Source organism: Janthinobacterium sp. JC611 (genome assembly GCF_018682595.1).
In the GTDB taxonomy this organism is placed as follows: Bacteria; Pseudomonadota; Gammaproteobacteria; order Burkholderiales; family Burkholderiaceae_D; genus Janthinobacterium.
Map to the genome: position 1 here is coordinate 1 of NZ_JAFLJN010000020.1, position 15,378 is coordinate 15,378.

The 15,378-nt window shown below is 62.6% G+C and carries 13 protein-coding genes; 9 read left to right on the top strand and 4 right to left on the bottom strand.

Features of this window, described 5'->3' with window-relative positions; all coding sequences use genetic code 11:
• A partial coding sequence (locus J0O65_RS12565) for a YDG domain-containing protein (RefSeq protein ID WP_251373721.1) occupies nucleotides 1-859 on the top strand: 859 nt, incomplete at its 5' end.
• Nucleotides 860-893: 34 nt separating this feature from the next.
• Nucleotides 894-2,564: a ShlB/FhaC/HecB family hemolysin secretion/activation protein gene (locus tag J0O65_RS12570; RefSeq protein WP_251373723.1), complete on the top strand. Its 1,671-nt coding sequence runs from the start codon at nucleotides 894-896 to the stop codon at nucleotides 2,562-2,564.
• Nucleotides 2,565-2,997: 433 nt separating this feature from the next.
• Here J0O65_RS12570 and glmU read toward each other — a convergent pair whose 3' ends face one another.
• On the bottom strand, nucleotides 2,998-4,374 hold the full coding sequence (gene glmU / locus J0O65_RS12575; protein ID WP_215407192.1) for a bifunctional UDP-N-acetylglucosamine diphosphorylase/glucosamine-1-phosphate N-acetyltransferase GlmU: 1,377 nt from the start codon (nucleotides 4,372-4,374) through the stop codon (nucleotides 2,998-3,000).
• Between the two features lie 25 nt (nucleotides 4,375-4,399).
• Between glmU and J0O65_RS12580 the strand changes: the two genes are divergently transcribed.
• The 5 genes from J0O65_RS12580 (at nucleotide 4,400) to J0O65_RS12600 (ending at nucleotide 7,624) form a co-directional block, all read left to right on the top strand.
• Entirely contained in the window at nucleotides 4,400-5,305 is a 906-nt protein-coding gene (locus J0O65_RS12580) for a DUF6279 family lipoprotein (RefSeq protein WP_215407193.1), read from the top strand.
• A 70-nt stretch (nucleotides 5,306-5,375) separates the two neighbouring features.
• A complete protein-coding gene (rsmD, locus tag J0O65_RS12585) occupies nucleotides 5,376-6,035 on the top strand; it encodes a 16S rRNA (guanine(966)-N(2))-methyltransferase RsmD (protein ID WP_215407195.1) in 660 nt (219 codons plus the stop codon).
• A 112-nt stretch (nucleotides 6,036-6,147) separates the two neighbouring features.
• Nucleotides 6,148-6,645 (top strand): pantetheine-phosphate adenylyltransferase, encoded by a 498-nt coding sequence (gene coaD / locus J0O65_RS12590; protein WP_034752633.1) that lies wholly within the window; start codon nucleotides 6,148-6,150, stop codon nucleotides 6,643-6,645.
• Nucleotides 6,646-6,659: 14 nt separating this feature from the next.
• Complete coding sequence (locus J0O65_RS12595; protein ID WP_131374858.1) at nucleotides 6,660-6,926, top strand: YfhL family 4Fe-4S dicluster ferredoxin; 267 nt, start codon at nucleotides 6,660-6,662, stop codon at nucleotides 6,924-6,926.
• Nucleotides 6,927-7,027: 101 nt separating this feature from the next.
• On the top strand, nucleotides 7,028-7,624 hold the full coding sequence (locus J0O65_RS12600; protein ID WP_152251523.1) for a chalcone isomerase family protein: 597 nt from the start codon (nucleotides 7,028-7,030) through the stop codon (nucleotides 7,622-7,624).
• Nucleotides 7,625-7,694: 70 nt separating this feature from the next.
• On the opposite strand, the gene J0O65_RS12605 is transcribed toward J0O65_RS12600, so the two are convergent.
• A complete protein-coding gene (locus J0O65_RS12605) occupies nucleotides 7,695-8,000 on the bottom strand; it encodes a hypothetical protein (RefSeq protein WP_215407197.1) in 306 nt (101 codons plus the stop codon).
• A 192-nt stretch (nucleotides 8,001-8,192) separates the two neighbouring features.
• On the opposite strand from J0O65_RS12605, the gene J0O65_RS12610 reads away from it, so the two are divergent.
• Entirely contained in the window at nucleotides 8,193-9,173 is a 981-nt protein-coding gene (locus tag J0O65_RS12610; protein WP_034783859.1) for a LysR family transcriptional regulator, read from the top strand.
• Nucleotides 9,174-9,223: 50 nt separating this feature from the next.
• Here the strand turns inward: J0O65_RS12610 and J0O65_RS12615 are convergent, their stop codons facing one another.
• A complete protein-coding gene (locus J0O65_RS12615) occupies nucleotides 9,224-10,783 on the bottom strand; it encodes a methyl-accepting chemotaxis protein (protein ID WP_215407199.1) in 1,560 nt (519 codons plus the stop codon).
• Between the two features lie 202 nt (nucleotides 10,784-10,985).
• Nucleotides 10,986-11,441 (bottom strand): Lrp/AsnC ligand binding domain-containing protein, encoded by a 456-nt coding sequence (locus J0O65_RS12620; RefSeq protein WP_010393827.1) that lies wholly within the window; start codon nucleotides 11,439-11,441, stop codon nucleotides 10,986-10,988.
• Nucleotides 11,442-11,648: 207 nt separating this feature from the next.
• On the opposite strand from J0O65_RS12620, the gene putA reads away from it, so the two are divergent.
• Nucleotides 11,649-15,302: a trifunctional transcriptional regulator/proline dehydrogenase/L-glutamate gamma-semialdehyde dehydrogenase gene (gene putA, locus J0O65_RS12625; RefSeq protein ID WP_215407201.1), complete on the top strand. Its 3,654-nt coding sequence runs from the start codon at nucleotides 11,649-11,651 to the stop codon at nucleotides 15,300-15,302.
• The last annotated feature ends 76 nt before the right edge of the window (nucleotides 15,303-15,378 follow it).

Genomic DNA, 15,378 nt, shown 5'->3' on the forward strand with positions numbered 1-15,378 from the left:
CCTCGGCGGCTTCAGCCTGCAGGGCGCCGACGCGGCCAACTATGAGCTGGTGCAGCCAGGCAACATCACGGCCGATATCGCCAAGGCCAGCGTGGTGGTGACGGGCGTCGGCGCGGCCAACAAAGTCTACGACGCAACGACCCAAGCCACCCTGACGGGCAAGGCCACGGTGCTGGCGCTGGGCGGCGACCGGCTCGGCGTGACGGGCGGCAACGCGGCATTTGCCGACAAGCACGCCGGCAGCGGCAAGACCGTCATCCTCGGCGGCTTCAGCCTGCAGGGCGCCGACGCGGCCAACTATGAGCTCGTGCAGCCAGGCAGCGTCACGGCCGACATCGCCAAGGCCACTTTGCTCTACACGGCCGCCCCCGTGACCTTGACGGGTGGCCGCATGCCCGAGGGCTTGCGCGGCAGTGTCAGCGGCCTGCTCGGCAACGATAGCCTGGCGGACGCCACCAGCGGCAGCCTGGCCTGGACCAGTCCGGCCACGGCCAGCAGCCCGGCCGGCAGCTACGCCATCAACGGTAGCGGCCTGAGCTCGACCGACTATGTCTTCGCGCAAGCCGACGCCAATGCCCACGCGCTGACCTTGCAATCCGCCAGCCTGCCGCCACCGGCCCAGGCAGCCGTGGTGCAGTTGCAGGCGCAAGTGCTGGGCAGCTTTGCCGACACGCGTCCCGGCACGCTGGCCGCCGCGCCGACCATCACCGTCACGCAATCCGATGCGCCAGCCGAGACGGCCGCCGCAGGCAATGCCATGCCAAACACCACCATGCAGATCGGCAGCCGCGGCCCGGCCCTGCAAGTCGTCCTGGGCGGCGTCAAGCTGCCCGCCAACATGCTCAACGTAAATCAATAACACCATGACTTATTCATCGACTCCGCGACACCTGATGCAACAACCATTGCTGACCCTGCTGCTGCTGGCCTTTGCGCCATGCGCCGCCGCCCAAACCACCCCGGTGGTACCCGACGCAGGCGCCATCCTGCGCCAGTTGCAGCCGGCCACGCCCGCCAACGCGCCCTCCAGCGCACCAGCGCTGCGCATCGAACAGAAGGAGGGGGCGCCGCTGCCCGCCAGCGCGCCCTTTCTCGTTACGCAGATCGACATCGCCGGCAACAGCGCATTCGACACGTCCACCTTGCAGGCGCTGGTGGCCGATGCCCGCGGCACCACGCTGACCTTGGAGCAGCTGGGAGAACTGGCCGCCCGCATCACCAGCCATTACCGCGTCAATGGCTATCCGCTGGCGCGCGCCATCGTGCCCGCCCAGACCATCCGCCAGGGCATCGTGCGCATCGACGTACTCGAAGCGCGCTATGGCAAGGTCGGCATCGACAACCGCAGCGATGTCAGCGATGCCTTGCTGAACGCCACCCTGGCGCCGCTGCAAACGGGGCAGACCATCGGCCAGGCGGAACTCGACCGCAGCCTGCTGCTGCTGTCCGACGTTCCCAATGTCGCCATCACGGCCACGCTCAAGCCAGGCGCCGAGGTCGGCAGCTCCGACCTGCTGGTCGATGCCTGGTCCGGTCCTCGCGCGGCCGGCACTGCCTTCCTCGACAACAATGGCAACCGTTACACGGGCCGCGCCCGCCTTGGCGCCACCGTGTACCTGTACAACCCGCTGCACCAGGGCGACGTGGCCAGCGCCAGCGTGCTCACTTCGGGCAAGGGCATGTCGTATGCGCGTCTCGGCTATGACCTGCTGCTGAACGGTTCCGGCACGCGCGCCGGAGCGGCCATGTCCGCCCTGCGCTACCGCCTGGAAGGCGCCATGCGCCCGCTGCAGGCGCATGGCACGGCGCAGGTCGCCAGCGGCTGGCTGCGCCATCCGCTGCTGCGCAGCCGCGATGCGAATATGTCGATCCAGCTGCAATATGACCAGGTGCAGTTGCGCGACCGCATCGACGCGAGCGCCATGCGCAGCGACCGCCGCCTGGACAACTTGAGCGCCACCCTCGGCGGCGACGTGCGCGATACCGCCCTGGCTGGCGCCATCACCAGCTGGAGCGTGGCCGCGACGGCTGGCAAGCTCGACATCAGCGATCCGCTGGCGCGCCTGAACGATGCCTTCAGTGCTCGCAGCCATGGCAATTACGCGAAATGGAACGTCAACCTGTCGCGCCTGCAAAACCTGGACCAGCGCAACGCCGTGTACCTGGCCTTCGCGGGGCAGTGGGCGGACAGCAACCTCGATTCATCCGAAAAGATGAGCGTGGGAGGCCCGTACACGGTGCGCGCCTACGACGTGGGCGCGGCAGCTGGCGACCTCGGCTATTTCGGCAGCGCGGAGTGGCGGCATGACCTCGATAGCGACAGCGCCGGGCAATGGCAAGCCGTGGCCTTCGTCGACAGCGCGCGCGTGACGGTGAACCAGCAGCACTGGACGCCAGGCCCGAACGGCGCGCGCCTGCACGGCGCCGGACTGGGCGTGAACTGGGCAGGCGGGCAGCAGTGGACTGCCCGCGCGTACGTCGCCAAACCCATCGGCGGCACGCCCGTCCTGCTGGCCTCGCGCAGTTCGGCCCGCTTGTGGGTCGAACTCAATCGCCGCTTCTGATGCGGCAACGACAGCCGGAAGCCCGGTTTCCGGCTGTCATCTGATCCAATGCAAAGCTTATCCACCAGCTTTCCACTAGCTATGCAGTGTTTCTCCACAGGTTTACCCACAGCAACACCTGGGGAGGCGGTGGCAAAAAGGTAGTTATCCCCACTTGCACCCACGCTATCCAACGCTTATCCGCAGGCTTACGCACAGACTTATCCACAATTTACGGGAAACCGCGATGGCATCGCTGGCAAGCCGCTGGAATCAGCAAGAAATGCAGCGGCAAGCGCATGGCCGGTCATATTGAAGAACTTGCCAACAGCTTATGCGCAGGCTTGCACACAGGCTTATGCGCCACTTGTGCAGTGGCTTGCCCACAGAGTTATCCACATATGAAAAAGGCAGGCCGTGCGGCCTGCCTGGGTGCAAGGGCTGACTGCGCCGCTTACTTCTTGATTTTCACGGGGCGCGTCCAGCCGTCGATGGTGACCTGGCGCGCGCGCGAGACGGTCAGCTTGCCGGCCGGCGCATCTTTCGACAAGGTCGTGCCGGCGCCCAGGGTGGCGCCCTTGCCGACGGTGACGGGCGCGATCAGCTGGCTGTCGCTGCCAATGAAGGCGTCGTCTTCAATCACCGTGCGGAACTTGTTCACGCCGTCATAGTTGCAGGTAATCGTGCCGGCGCCGATGTTAACCTTCGAGCCGATGGTGGCGTCGCCGATGTAGGCCAGGTGATTGGCCTTGCTGTGCGCGGCGACCTGGCTGTTTTTCACTTCGACGAAGTTGCCGATATGTACGTCTTCGGCCAGGACCGTGCCCGGGCGCAGGCGCGCGTAGGGGCCGATGATGGAGGCGGCGCCGACGATGGCGTCCTCGATATGGCAGAAGGGCTTGATGTGCGCGCCGGCCGCCACCGTGGCATTGATGAAGACGTTGTTGGCGCCCACGCGCACGCCGTCGCCCAGTTCGACTCTGCCTTCGAACACGCAGCCGACGTCGATGGTGACATCGCGGCCGCAAATGAGTTCGCCGCGTACGTCGATGCGGGCCGGATCGAGCAGGGTCACGCCACGTTCCAGCAGCGCTTGCGCGATATTGCTCTGGTGAATGCGTTCGAGCTGGGCCAGTTGCACCTTGCTGTTGACGCCCGCCACTTCCCACACGGCGGCCGGGTGGGCCGAGGTGACGGCCACGCCATCGGCGACGGCCTGGGCGACGATATCGGTCAGATAGTATTCCCCTTGCGCATTGTCATTCGACAAGGCCGACAGCCATTGCTTCAGGGCCACGGTGGGCGCGACCATGATGCCGCTGTTGATTTCCCTGATGGCGCGCTCTTCTGGCGTGGCATCCTTTTCCTCGACGATGCGCACGATGGCGCCGTGCTCGCGCACGATGCGGCCCAGGCCGAAGGGATCGTCCTGTTCCACGGTCAAGATGGCCAGCTTGTCCTTGCCCGCCGCCTGCACCAGTTGTTGCAGGGAAGCGGTACTGGTCAGCGGCACGTCGCCGTACAGGATCAGGGTCGGCACCTTGTCATCGAGCAAGGACACGGCTTGCTGCACCGCATGGCCGGTACCCAGCTGCTGCGTTTGCTCGGCGGCATCGATCGCCAGGGCAGGGTTCACCTTGTAGCCGTCGAGCAACTTCAGCACCGCAGCGCCCCCATGTCCGTAAATCACGCATAATCGGGACGGCGCCAGGCCGAGCGCCGTGTCTATGACGTGCGACAACAGCGGTTTGCCCGCCAACGGGTGCAATACCTTGGGCAGTGCCGACTGCATGCGTTTGCCCATACCGGCGGCGAGAATGACAACGTTCATAGACCGTCTTTTATAAGTTAAGAATATGAAAAATTTTAACACGCAAGCCCCGTCTTCCACGCCTTCCAGCCGCTTTACGTATGCCGTGCTGGCCATCGTGCTCGTTGTCATGGCCGGCTGCAGCGGCTTGCGCCTGGCCTACAACAATGGCGATACCGTGCTGTACTGGTGGCTGAACGCGTATGTCGACCTGGACCGCGACCAGAAGGGCTGGGTACGCGATGATATCGACAAGCTGTTCGACTGGCACCGCAAGACGCAATTGAAGGATTACGTGGAAATCCTGCGCACGGGCCAGAAGCAGTTGCAAGGCAATACCACGCAGGCCGATCTGATGATGGACTACAGCGAGATCAAGCAGCGCACGCAGGCGCTGTTGCTGAAGGCGGCGCCCGAACTGGCCGACCTGGCGCGCTCGCTCAAGCCCGAACAGATCGCGCAGATGGAAAAGAAGTTCAAGTCGAACAATGAGGATTACCGCAAGAAGTACCTGAGCGGCGACCAGGAGAAGCGCCAGAAACTGCGCTACAAGAAAGCCATGGAGCAATTCGAACTGTGGTTCGGCGGCTTCAGCAGCGAGCAGGAATCCATTATCCGCAAGGCGTCCGACGCGCGTCCGCTGAACAATGAGATCTGGCTCGACGAACGCATGCGGCGCCAGCAGAATGTGTTGAACCTGGTCAAGAAAGTCCACCAGGAAAAACTCGGCAAGGATGCCACCGCGGCCTTGATCACGACCCTGATCAAGGACAGTTTCGAGCGCCTGGAACATTCCGAGCGCAAGGCCTTCTTCGATGCCTACCAGGACAGCACGGCGCAGATGGTCTTGACGGCGATCAAGATCGCCACGCCAGCGCAAAAGGCCCACGCCGTCAAGCGCATGCAGGGCTGGATCGACGATTTCAATTCCCTGGCCGCGCACCCCAAATAGCGGGGCGGCGCGGGCAGGGCGGGCGGGGGCCATATGCTATAGTGGCCGCCATCGAATTGAAGAAATGCCCATGCAAAAGAAAATCAAAAAACCCGCCAAAGTCCCCGTCCACCACGCACCGCCACCGAACCAGGTGCGCATCATCGGCGGCCAGTGGAAGCGCTCGGTGCTGCCTGTTTTACAGGCACTGGGCCTGCGCCCGACGCCGGACCGCGTGCGCGAAACCGTGTTCAACTGGATCAACCACTTGCGCGACGGCGACTGGTCCAACGCCCAGGTGCTGGACCTGTTCGCCGGCAGCGGCGCACTGGGCTTCGAAGCGGCCAGCCGCGGCGCTGGCTCCGTCACCATGGTCGATACGCACACGCCCGTGATCCGCCAGCTGGAAGAGAACAAGGCGAAATTGCGCGCTGACAACGTGCAACTGCTGCGCGGCGACGCCTTGCTGACGGCGCAAGGCCTGGCGTCGCGCGGCCAGCGTTTCGACCTGATCTTCCTCGACCCGCCCTACCAGCAGGATTTCCTCGCGAAAGTGTTGCCCTTGTGCGCCAACCTGCTCAGCGAAGGCGGCATCGTGTATGCGGAATCGGGCTTGCCGCTCGTCTTCGATGAGACGAGCGCACTGGAAAAGCCAGAATGGATGGCGCCGTGGGAAGTCATCCGCGCCGACAAGGCGGGCACCGTTTATTATCATTTGCTAACTTACAACAAAGTGCCGGCAATTGCCTGAATCTGCCTATAAATGAGGCAAAAAGGCTGCCTGGCCCAAGGCGCAGCACCAAGGTGGGCACCAATTTCAGGCATAATGCGCGTCTATATTGGTGCATCATCAGGGAGCCGCAATGGTTGTAGCCGTTTATCCAGGAACATTCGATCCGCTCACGCGCGGTCATGAAGATTTGGTGCGCCGCGCATCGGGTCTGTTTGACAAGCTGATCGTCGGTGTGGCCGACAGCAAGAACAAGCAACCGTTTTTCTCGCTCGACGAACGCCTGGAAATCGCCAACGAAGTGCTCGGCCACTACCCGAACGTGCAAGTGGAAAGCTTTTCCGGTCTGCTCAAGGATTTCGTGCGCAAGCACGAAGCGCGGGTCATCGTGCGCGGCTTGCGCGCCGTCTCCGACTTCGAATATGAATTCCAGATGGCGGGCATGAACCGCTATCTGCTGCCCGATGTCGAAACCATGTTCCTGACGCCGTCCGACCAGTACCAGTTTATTTCGGGCACCATCGTGCGCGAAATCGCGGCGCTGGGCGGCGACGTCTCCAAGTTTGTCTTCCCCTCGGTGAACCGCTGGCTGCAAAACAAGATTGCCGCCAACGCTGCCTCATCGCAATAAGTAAGAGTGAAATCATGGCATTACTGATCACCGACGAATGCATCAATTGCGACATTTGCGAGCCCGAGTGCCCGAATGACGCGATCTACATGGGCGCGGAAATCTACGAAATCGATCCCAACAAGTGCACCGAATGCGTGGGCCACTTTGACGAGCCGCAATGCCAGCAAGTGTGCCCCGTCAGCTGCATCCCCTTCAATCCCGCCTGGCGCGAAACGCCGGAGCAATTGATGGCCAAGTACGAACGCCTGCAGGCGGAGCTGCCTGCCGCCAAGGCTTAAGCATTTCTCCTGCGCCACTTCTGCGTGGCGCCAGCTTCTGCCAACTGCTCTACACTGTGTGATCGCCGATCCACAGCACCCAGTTTCCACGGAGGCAGAAGATGCAAATCAGCACATCCCGCTTGGGCCGCTCCCTGGCTGCCGCCTGCCTGTGCGCCGCCGTGGCACAGGCGGCGCTGGCCGTCGAGGTGGGCGGCGTCAGGCTGGACGACACGGTGCAGCTGGCCAGCCGCGAATTGAAACTCAACGGCGCCGGCGTACGCTACAAAGTCATCTTCAAGGTGTACACGATTGCGCTGTACCTGCCGGAAAAGAAAACCCAGCTGGCCGACATCCTGGCGCTGGCCGGGCCGCGCCGCCTGGAAATCGTCATGCTGCGCGACATCACCTCCGACGAGCTGGGCCAGGCATTCATGCAAGGCTTGAAGCGCAGTTCCGACCAGGCCGACCGCACGCGCCTGCTGAGCCAGACGATGCAGTTCGGCGCCATGTTCGCCATGGTGCCCGGCCTGAAAAAGGGCGACATCCTGACTGTGGACTGGCTGCCGGAAGAGGGGACGTTGTGCAAGCTGAACGGCAAGCAGGTGGGCGACACGGTGCCGGACCTGGCTTTCTACAATGCGCTGCTGAAAATCTGGATCGGCGCCCATCCGGCCGACACCCTGTTGCGCGCGCATTTGCTGGGCGACATGGCCTGAAGCAGTCTGCGGGCGTAAAGGGCGTAAAAAAAGCCGGCGCAGGCCGGCTTGTCCTGTGCAACAGGCGATCTCAGGCGCGCGTCGACAGGGCGCGCAATTCGGCGGCGTTGCTTGGCGACACGCCATCCATCTTGCCCAGGGTGCGCTTCAAGGCTTGCGCTTGACGCATCTGCTGGCGCGCCAGGCGCTCTTCGCGGCTCAGCTTCGGGCGCACCACCAGCATCATGGCGCGCGCGATGCCCACCAGCAAAGGCTTGAACAGCAGGGCGAAGGCGCCCGCGGCGACGATCACCAGCACGAGTTGCAGGGCATTCAGCAGCGAAATCTCCAGCACGGGTGCGGATACTGCGTACAGGGCGGAGGCGAAGGTAGACATACTGTTCCAGTGCATTATAGAATTTGCCAGTACTATAGTGCAGTGCAACATATAAATCTAATTCCATTTCCTGATACCAATTATACGAATCGTGAATGGAAAACTGTAATATTTTTTTACGAGTGAAAATATTCGTGCCCGGCGCGGTTTACACTCTTAAGTAATCAATTCAACTTTTATCTTGGGCTTTCCATGAGTTTTCTGACGCTGGATCTGAACTTGCTGCGTGTTTTCGACGCCGTCATGACGGAACAAAACCTGACGCGCGCAGCCGGCCACCTGGCGATGACGCAGCCGGCGGTATCGAACGCCATCAAACGCCTGCGCGAGAGCCTCGGTGACGAATTGCTGATCCGCACGGCATATGGCGTGAAACCCACGCCGCGCGCCGAAGCGCTGTGGCCGTCCGTGCGCTCGGCCCTGGCCAGCCTGGAAGCGGCCGTCACGCCGGAAACCTTCGACGTGTCGAAGACCCACGCCACGTTCCGCATGGCCATGGCCGATGCGACGGCCGCCTTCTGGCTGCCTTCCCTGATGCGCTCGATCGAACGGGAAGCGCCCGGCGTCAACGTGCGCATGATGCCGCTGACCACGCGCGAACCGCGTCCCATGCTGCTGCGCGGCGATATCGACCTGGCCGTGGGCTTCTTTCCCGGCGTGGCGGCGCAATTGTCGAGCGAAACCGGTTCGCCCATCCGCCACGAACGCCTGTATTCCGGCAAGTATGTGTGCGTGATGCGGCGCGGCCATCCGCTGGCCGACAAGGAATTGACCCTGGATAACTACTGCGCGGCGAACCATTTATTGGTGAGCTTTTCCGGCCGCGCGCATGGCTTGATCGACGAAGCGCTGTCGCAGATCCACCGCGAACGGCGCATCTTGCTGACGGTCAACCAGTTCTTCACGGCAGGGCGCGTGGTCGCCAATTCCGACCTGATAACAGTCTTGCCGCGCCACCTGATCGCCTCGACGGGCATGACGGAGTCGCTGCTGTACAAGGATTTGCCCTTGACCCTGCCTGCCGTCCACCTGGACATGCTGTGGCACGAGCGCGACGCCCGCAGCCCCGCCCACAAATGGTTGCGCAACCACCTGGAAAGCATGAACACGCCCACCCTGCGCACGGCCACGGCGGCCGGCGGCGGCGTGGCGCCCAAGCCGCACGTCGAGTAAGACTTGCGATAGGACAAAAAAAACGCCTGATATCTCATCAGGCGTTTTTTTTATGCGTGGTTACTTGAGCGATAACCGATTCTAAAACCGCCCCAGTGCTTGCCCTCGACGTGGATGGGCACGGATAAATCGTGCATGACTTCGCCCGTGTCGCGTTTATACGTCTGCAACAGGAAGGGCTTGGTGTTGCTGCCGCAGCGCTTTCCCGTGCGGTCGCTGAAGATGCGCTTGGTGCGGTTATGCAGCATGTCGGTGGCGTAGTCGCCCGTCAGCGGCTGCGAGAATTTCTTGTTATGCGTTGGAAAATATCCATTGTTGTCGACGGCGCCCGCATACGCCAGGTGCGGCAGGGCGGCCAGCACGCCTTCCTGCAGGTCCGGCAGCACCTTGTCCGTAAACGCGTCGAACTGCGTGTTGTGCTTGGGTGGATCGGTGTTCGGGATGGGACGATAGTGGCGGTCGAACAGGGCTTCGCGCGTGATGCGGCCCGAGGCGATGGCTTGCTCGAACAGTTTGCCCACCTCGCGCGCGGCGCGCTGGGCCGCCTCGCGGATCTCGTCGTGCGGCGTGGCCACGCTCGATTCGCCGAGGGCGCCGGCGATCACTTCGGCCCGCTCGGCCAGGGCCATGGCCGACTGCGTGGCGCGCGGCAATTCGGCATTCGTCGACAGCATGCTGTCGCGGATTTGCAGGATGGCGTCGGCGATCAGCTGCGTCGTGTCGACATGTTCGCGCGAGGCGCGGGCGATTTGCCCGATCTCGTCCTCGGACTCGCCCGACGATTGTTCGATATGGCTGAGGGAGGCGTGCACGCTTTCCACATTGCGCGCCGCCTCCGTGACGCCGGTCGCCAGCGAACGCATGCCACGCGCGGCCTTTTCCGACTGTTCATTGATTTCGCGCACCATCACGCTGATTTCATCGGAGGCTTCCTTGGTGCGCTGCGCCAATTGCCGCACTTCCCCCGCCACCACGGCGAAACCGCGGCCGTGTTCGCCGGCGCGCGCCGCCTCGATGGCGGCGTTCAGCGCCAGCAGGTTGGTGCGCGCGGAAATATCGGAAATGGCTTCCGTGAAGCCCGTGATGCGTTTGGATTTTTCCTGCAGGCTCAGCATGGTGCTGGAGGCGCCTTGCGCTTCCTCGCGGGCGTTATTGATGCGGTGCAAGCCCTGATCCACTTCGGCGCGCGCCGCCACGCTTTCCACGCGCACGCCGGCCGCCACCTGGGCGGCCCGTTCCGCATTGGCGGCGATCTTTTCCGTCATCGCGGCATTTTGTACGGAACTGTCGGCGATGTCGCTGGCCGTGCGGACATCGAGTTCCACCTTCTGTTTGACGGAATCGACAAAATACGAGGTTTCCGCCGCGCCTATCATGATGGCGTCGATGGCGTTGCCCACCGTGTCGGCGAACTGGTGCAAACCCGGCTCGCCGCGCGGACGGCCGGCAAAGGCCAGCAGCGCGGCGCCGATGGCGGCGGCCACGCAGGCGATCAAATAGGGATGCTCGCCGCCCGCGAGCAACAGCAGATAGGCCAGGCAACAGGCGACGGCCATGGCCAGGATCGTGAATACAAAGAAACGCACCAGCTGATGCTGCAACTGCTTCATTTGTCCCCCGCTGCGCAAACCCGTCACGTCCCGCCGGGGGACGTGCTGTCACCGTATGCGGATGGGCACGATTGCCCACCTTGCACCCTGAACTACCGTCTGCGCGGCGTTTCAGGCGGCTACCGGGTAGCAGAATTGTAGTTCTACCCTACAACATTTGTTCCGATAGCTCAATCAGAAAAACGGGCTGGCTACACCAGGGTCACTTAATCGGCAATTTGGTGGTGTTCTTGACCTCTTCCATGACGGCATAAGTGTGGGTTTCCCGCACACCTTTCTGCAACAGCGTCTTGCCCAGGAATTCGCGGTAGGCGGCCATGTCCTTGACGCGCGCCTTGACCAGGTAATCGAAACCGCCGGCGACCATATGACATTCCAGTACCTCTGGAATGATTTGTACGCTATGCTTGAAGGCGTCGAACACTTCCGGTGTCGTGCGATCGAGCACCACTTCGATGAACACCAGCAGCGACACGTCGAGCAGCTGCGGGTTCAATTGGGCCGTATAGCCCATGATGTAACCGGATTCGTGCAACTTGCGCACGCGCTCCAGGCAGGCGGCCGGCGACAGGTTCACGCGCGCGGCCAGCTCCACATTGCTGATGCGTCCATCGCTCTGCAATTCCATCAAGATTTTCTTACTGATCTTGTCCAGCATTACCATCACCCCCAAAATTAATATTATTTGGTTAAATTGTCGCATCAAAAACTATCTATTGCTAGCCCCCTTTATTACCAGAATTAATCCATAAGAATCCCCTTTACAATCGAATCATCTTAACGTCCGACTTTCTGTATTTTTTTGCACCAAAAAAGAGCAAGAATTACGTCAGTTTTCGTCCCCTTTTCCTTGTAAAGAGCACTTATGCACCCTGCAGGCCCCTCGGCTTTTACCCCGATTCCTTTTGCTGCGTTCCAGGCAGAAATCCTGCCCGAAGCGACACCACCACGCGCCGCCATCACCGCCGCCTATAGGCGCGACGAGGTTTCCGCCGTGCAGTGGCTATTGCAACAAGTCCGCCCCAGCAGCACCGAAACGACGGCCGAAGGACAAGCGCTGGCCCACCGCCTGGTCTCGAACGTGCGCCAAAAACGCACACGCGCGTCCGGCGTCGATGCACTGATGCACGAGTTCTCGCTATCGTCGGAAGAGGGTGTAGCGTTGATGTGTCTGGCTGAAGCGCTGTTGCGTATACCCGACAGTCAAACGGCAGACCGCCTGATCGCCGACAAAATCAGCAAGGGCGACTGGAAGAAGCATCTGGGCGAATCGCCGTCGCTGTTCGTCAATGCCGCCACTTGGGGCTTGCTGATCACGGGCAAACTGGTCAGTACCAGCAGCGAATCGGGCCTCGGTTCGGCGATGACCAAGCTCATCGCCAAAGGCGGCGAACCGCTGATACGCAAGGGTGTCGACCTGGCCATGCGCATGCTGGGCAACCAGTTCGTGACGGGCCAGACCATCGAGGAAGCGTTGAAGAACAGCCGCGAGAATGAAACGCGCGGCTACCGCTACTCGTACGACATGCTGGGCGAGGCGGCCCTGACGCAGCAGGATGCGGCCAACTACTACGCCTCGTACGAAACGGCGATCCATGCCATCGGCAAGGCCTCGAACGGCCGCGGCATCCGCAACGGTCCCGGCATTTCCGTGAAACTGTCGGCCCTGCACGCGCGCTACAGCCGCGCCCAGCGCGCCCGCGTCATGGAAGAATTGCTGCCGAAGGTCAAGGCGCTGCTGTTGCTGGCCAAGCAGTACAACATCGGCTTCAACATCGATGCGGAAGAAACGGACCGCCTGGAACTGTCGCTCGACCTGATGGAAGCACTGGCCTTTGATGCGGATTTGGCCGGTTTCGACGGCATCGGCTACGTGGTGCAGGCGTACCAGAAGCGCTGCCCGTTCGCCATCGATTTCCTGATCGACCTGGCGCGCCGCAGCGGCCGCAAGTTCATGGTGCGGCTGGTGAAGGGCGCGTACTGGGATGCGGAAGTCAAACGCGCGCAAGTCGATGGTCAGGAAGGCTATCCCGTCTACACGCGCAAGGTCTACACGGACGTCTCCTACCTCGTGTGCGCGCAAAAACTGCTGGCCGCCAGCAGCCTGATCTATCCACAATTTGCCACGCACAACGCGCAAACCCTGTCGACCATTTATACCTGGGCGAAGCGCGACGGCATTACCGACTACGAATTCCAGTGCCTGCACGGCATGGGCGAAACCTTGTACGACCAGGTCGTCGGGCCCGACAACCTGGACAAGCCGTGCCGCATCTACGCCCCCGTCGGCTCGCATGAAACCCTGCTGGCCTACCTGGTGCGCCGCCTGCTGGAGAACGGCGCCAACTCGTCGTTCGTCAACCAGATCGTCGACGAAAGCGTGGCCATCGATAGCCTGATCCGCGATCCGCTCGAGCAGGCGCGCCTGCAGGGCGGCTTGCCGCACCCGTCGATTCCGCTGCCGCTGGACATGTTTGGCAGCGAACGCAGGAACTCGGCCGGCCTGGACCTGTCGAATGAAGATACCTTGCGCACCCTGGCCACGGGCCTGGCGCAGCAGCAGACATGGCAGGCGGCGCCGCTGATCGATGGCGCCGTCAGCCTGAATGGCCCCACGCACATGCTGCACAATCCGGCCCAGCACGACGACGTCGTGGGCAAGGTCATGGAAGCCGGTCCGGCCGACGTGGAAACGGCGCTGGCCAGCGCCAGCGCGTATGCCATGGATTGGCAAACCACGGAACCGTCGGTCCGCGCGCAAGCGTTACAACGCGCGGCCGACCTGTTCGAGGAACACCATATCGAACTGATGGCCCTGGCCGTGCGCGAAGCGGGCAAGTCCTTGCCGAACGCGATCGCGGAAATCCGCGAAGCCGTCGACTTCCTGCGCTATTACGCGGCGCAGGTGGAACACGCGCCGAACACCCTGGCGCTTGGTCCCGTCACCTGCATCAGCCCGTGGAATTTCCCGTTGGCCATCTTCACGGGCCAGCTGGCCGCCGCCCTGGCGGCAGGCAACGTGGTGCTGGCCAAGCCGGCCGAGCAAACGCCGCTGATCGCCCACCGCGCCGTGCAATTGCTGCATGCGGCAGGCGTGCCGCGTGGCGCGCTGCAATTCTTGCCCGGCAGCGGAGAGATCGTCGGCGCCGGCCTGTGCAATGACACGCGCGTGAAAGGCGTGATTTTCACGGGCTCGACGGAAGTGGCGCAATTGATCAACCGCAACCTGGTCGCGCGCGCCGTGGCCGAAGGCATCGACATCCCCCTGATCGCCGAAACGGGTGGCCAGAATGCCCTGATCGTCGATTCGTCCGCCTTGCCGGAACAAGTGGTGCAAGACGTGATGTCGTCCGCCTTCGACAGCGCCGGCCAGCGCTGCTCGGCCTTGCGCGTGCTGTTCCTGCAAGCGGAAATCGCCGACAAGACCATCCACATGCTGAAAGGCGCGATGCAGGAATTGCGCGTTGGCAATCCTGACCGCCTGGCCACCGATATCGGTCCCGTCATCGATGCGGAAGCGCAAGGCAATCTGCTGGCGCACATCAACAAGATGAAAACCATGGCCATCGACCATTATTCGCTCGATTTACCGACCGTCAAAGGTACGTTCGTCGCCCCGACCGTGCTGGAAATCAAGTCGCTGGAGCAATTGACACAGGAAGTCTTCGGTCCCGTGCTGCACGTGATCCGCTACAAGCGGTCCGAACTGCCGCAACTGGTGCAATCGATCAACGACAGCGGTTACGGCTTGACCCTGGGCATCCATACGCGCATCGATGAAACCATCGATTTCATCACCAGGCGCGCGCACGTGGGCAATATTTATGTGAACCGCAACATCGTCGGCGCCGTCGTCGGCGTGCAGCCGTTCGGCGGCGAAGGCAAATCGGGCACGGGACCGAAAGCCGGCGGCCCCCTGTACCTGAAACGCCTGCAGCGCAATGCGCCGGCCGGCGCGCAGCACCAGCGCCAGGCGCCGCCGGCGCTCGACGCGCTGACCGTGTGGGCGAAGATGCATGGCCACGACCAGGTGCAGCAACTGGCGCAGGAATACGCGCGCACCACCTTGCTCGGCAGCACCATCGTCTTGCCAGGCCCGACAGGCGAGCGCAATACCCTGAGCTTTGCCGAGCGGGGCACGATTTTGTGCGCGGCCGCCACCTCCGGCACCTTGATGAACCAGCTGGCGGCAGTCCTGGCCACCGGTAACCAGGCCCTGGTGCTGGCGCAAGCGCCGGACCTGATCCCGGGCGACCTGCCGGCCGCGCTGAAGGATCGCATCCAGGTCGTCAGCAGCCTGGCGTCGGTCCAGCATGATTTCCAGGTCGCCATGATCGAGCCCTGCCTCGATGGCCAGCTCAAACCGCTGCTGGCGGCACGGGAAGGGGCACTGGTGGCTACCATCGCCACCACGCAGGAGGGTGTCGTGCCCCTGTGGCGCCTGGTCGCCGAGCGGGCGCTGTGCGTGAATACGACGGCGGCCGGCGGTAACGCCAGCCTGATGATGCTGAGTGTTTAGAATTTAAGCAGCTGTTGCATGTAAAAAGGGCAGAACCAGTGGTTCTGCCCTTTTTTTATGCACGCTGGATGAAAAA

Coding starts and splice junctions, on each gene's coding strand:
- J0O65_RS12570 (WP_251373723.1), top strand. CDS start 894: ATGCAACAACCATTGCTGACCCTGCTGCTGCTGGCCTTTGCGCCATGC.
- glmU (WP_215407192.1), bottom strand. CDS start 4,374: ATGAACGTTGTCATTCTCGCCGCCGGTATGGGCAAACGCATGCAGTCG.
- J0O65_RS12580 (WP_215407193.1), top strand. CDS start 4,400: ATGAAAAATTTTAACACGCAAGCCCCGTCTTCCACGCCTTCCAGCCGC.
- rsmD (WP_215407195.1), top strand. CDS start 5,376: ATGCAAAAGAAAATCAAAAAACCCGCCAAAGTCCCCGTCCACCACGCA.
- coaD (WP_034752633.1), top strand. CDS start 6,148: ATGGTTGTAGCCGTTTATCCAGGAACATTCGATCCGCTCACGCGCGGT.
- J0O65_RS12595 (WP_131374858.1), top strand. CDS start 6,660: ATGGCATTACTGATCACCGACGAATGCATCAATTGCGACATTTGCGAG.
- J0O65_RS12600 (WP_152251523.1), top strand. CDS start 7,028: ATGCAAATCAGCACATCCCGCTTGGGCCGCTCCCTGGCTGCCGCCTGC.
- J0O65_RS12605 (WP_215407197.1), bottom strand. CDS start 8,000: ATGTCTACCTTCGCCTCCGCCCTGTACGCAGTATCCGCACCCGTGCTG.
- J0O65_RS12610 (WP_034783859.1), top strand. CDS start 8,193: ATGAGTTTTCTGACGCTGGATCTGAACTTGCTGCGTGTTTTCGACGCC.
- J0O65_RS12615 (WP_215407199.1), bottom strand. CDS start 10,783: ATGAAGCAGTTGCAGCATCAGCTGGTGCGTTTCTTTGTATTCACGATC.
- J0O65_RS12620 (WP_010393827.1), bottom strand. CDS start 11,441: ATGCTGGACAAGATCAGTAAGAAAATCTTGATGGAATTGCAGAGCGAT.
- putA (WP_215407201.1), top strand. CDS start 11,649: ATGCACCCTGCAGGCCCCTCGGCTTTTACCCCGATTCCTTTTGCTGCG.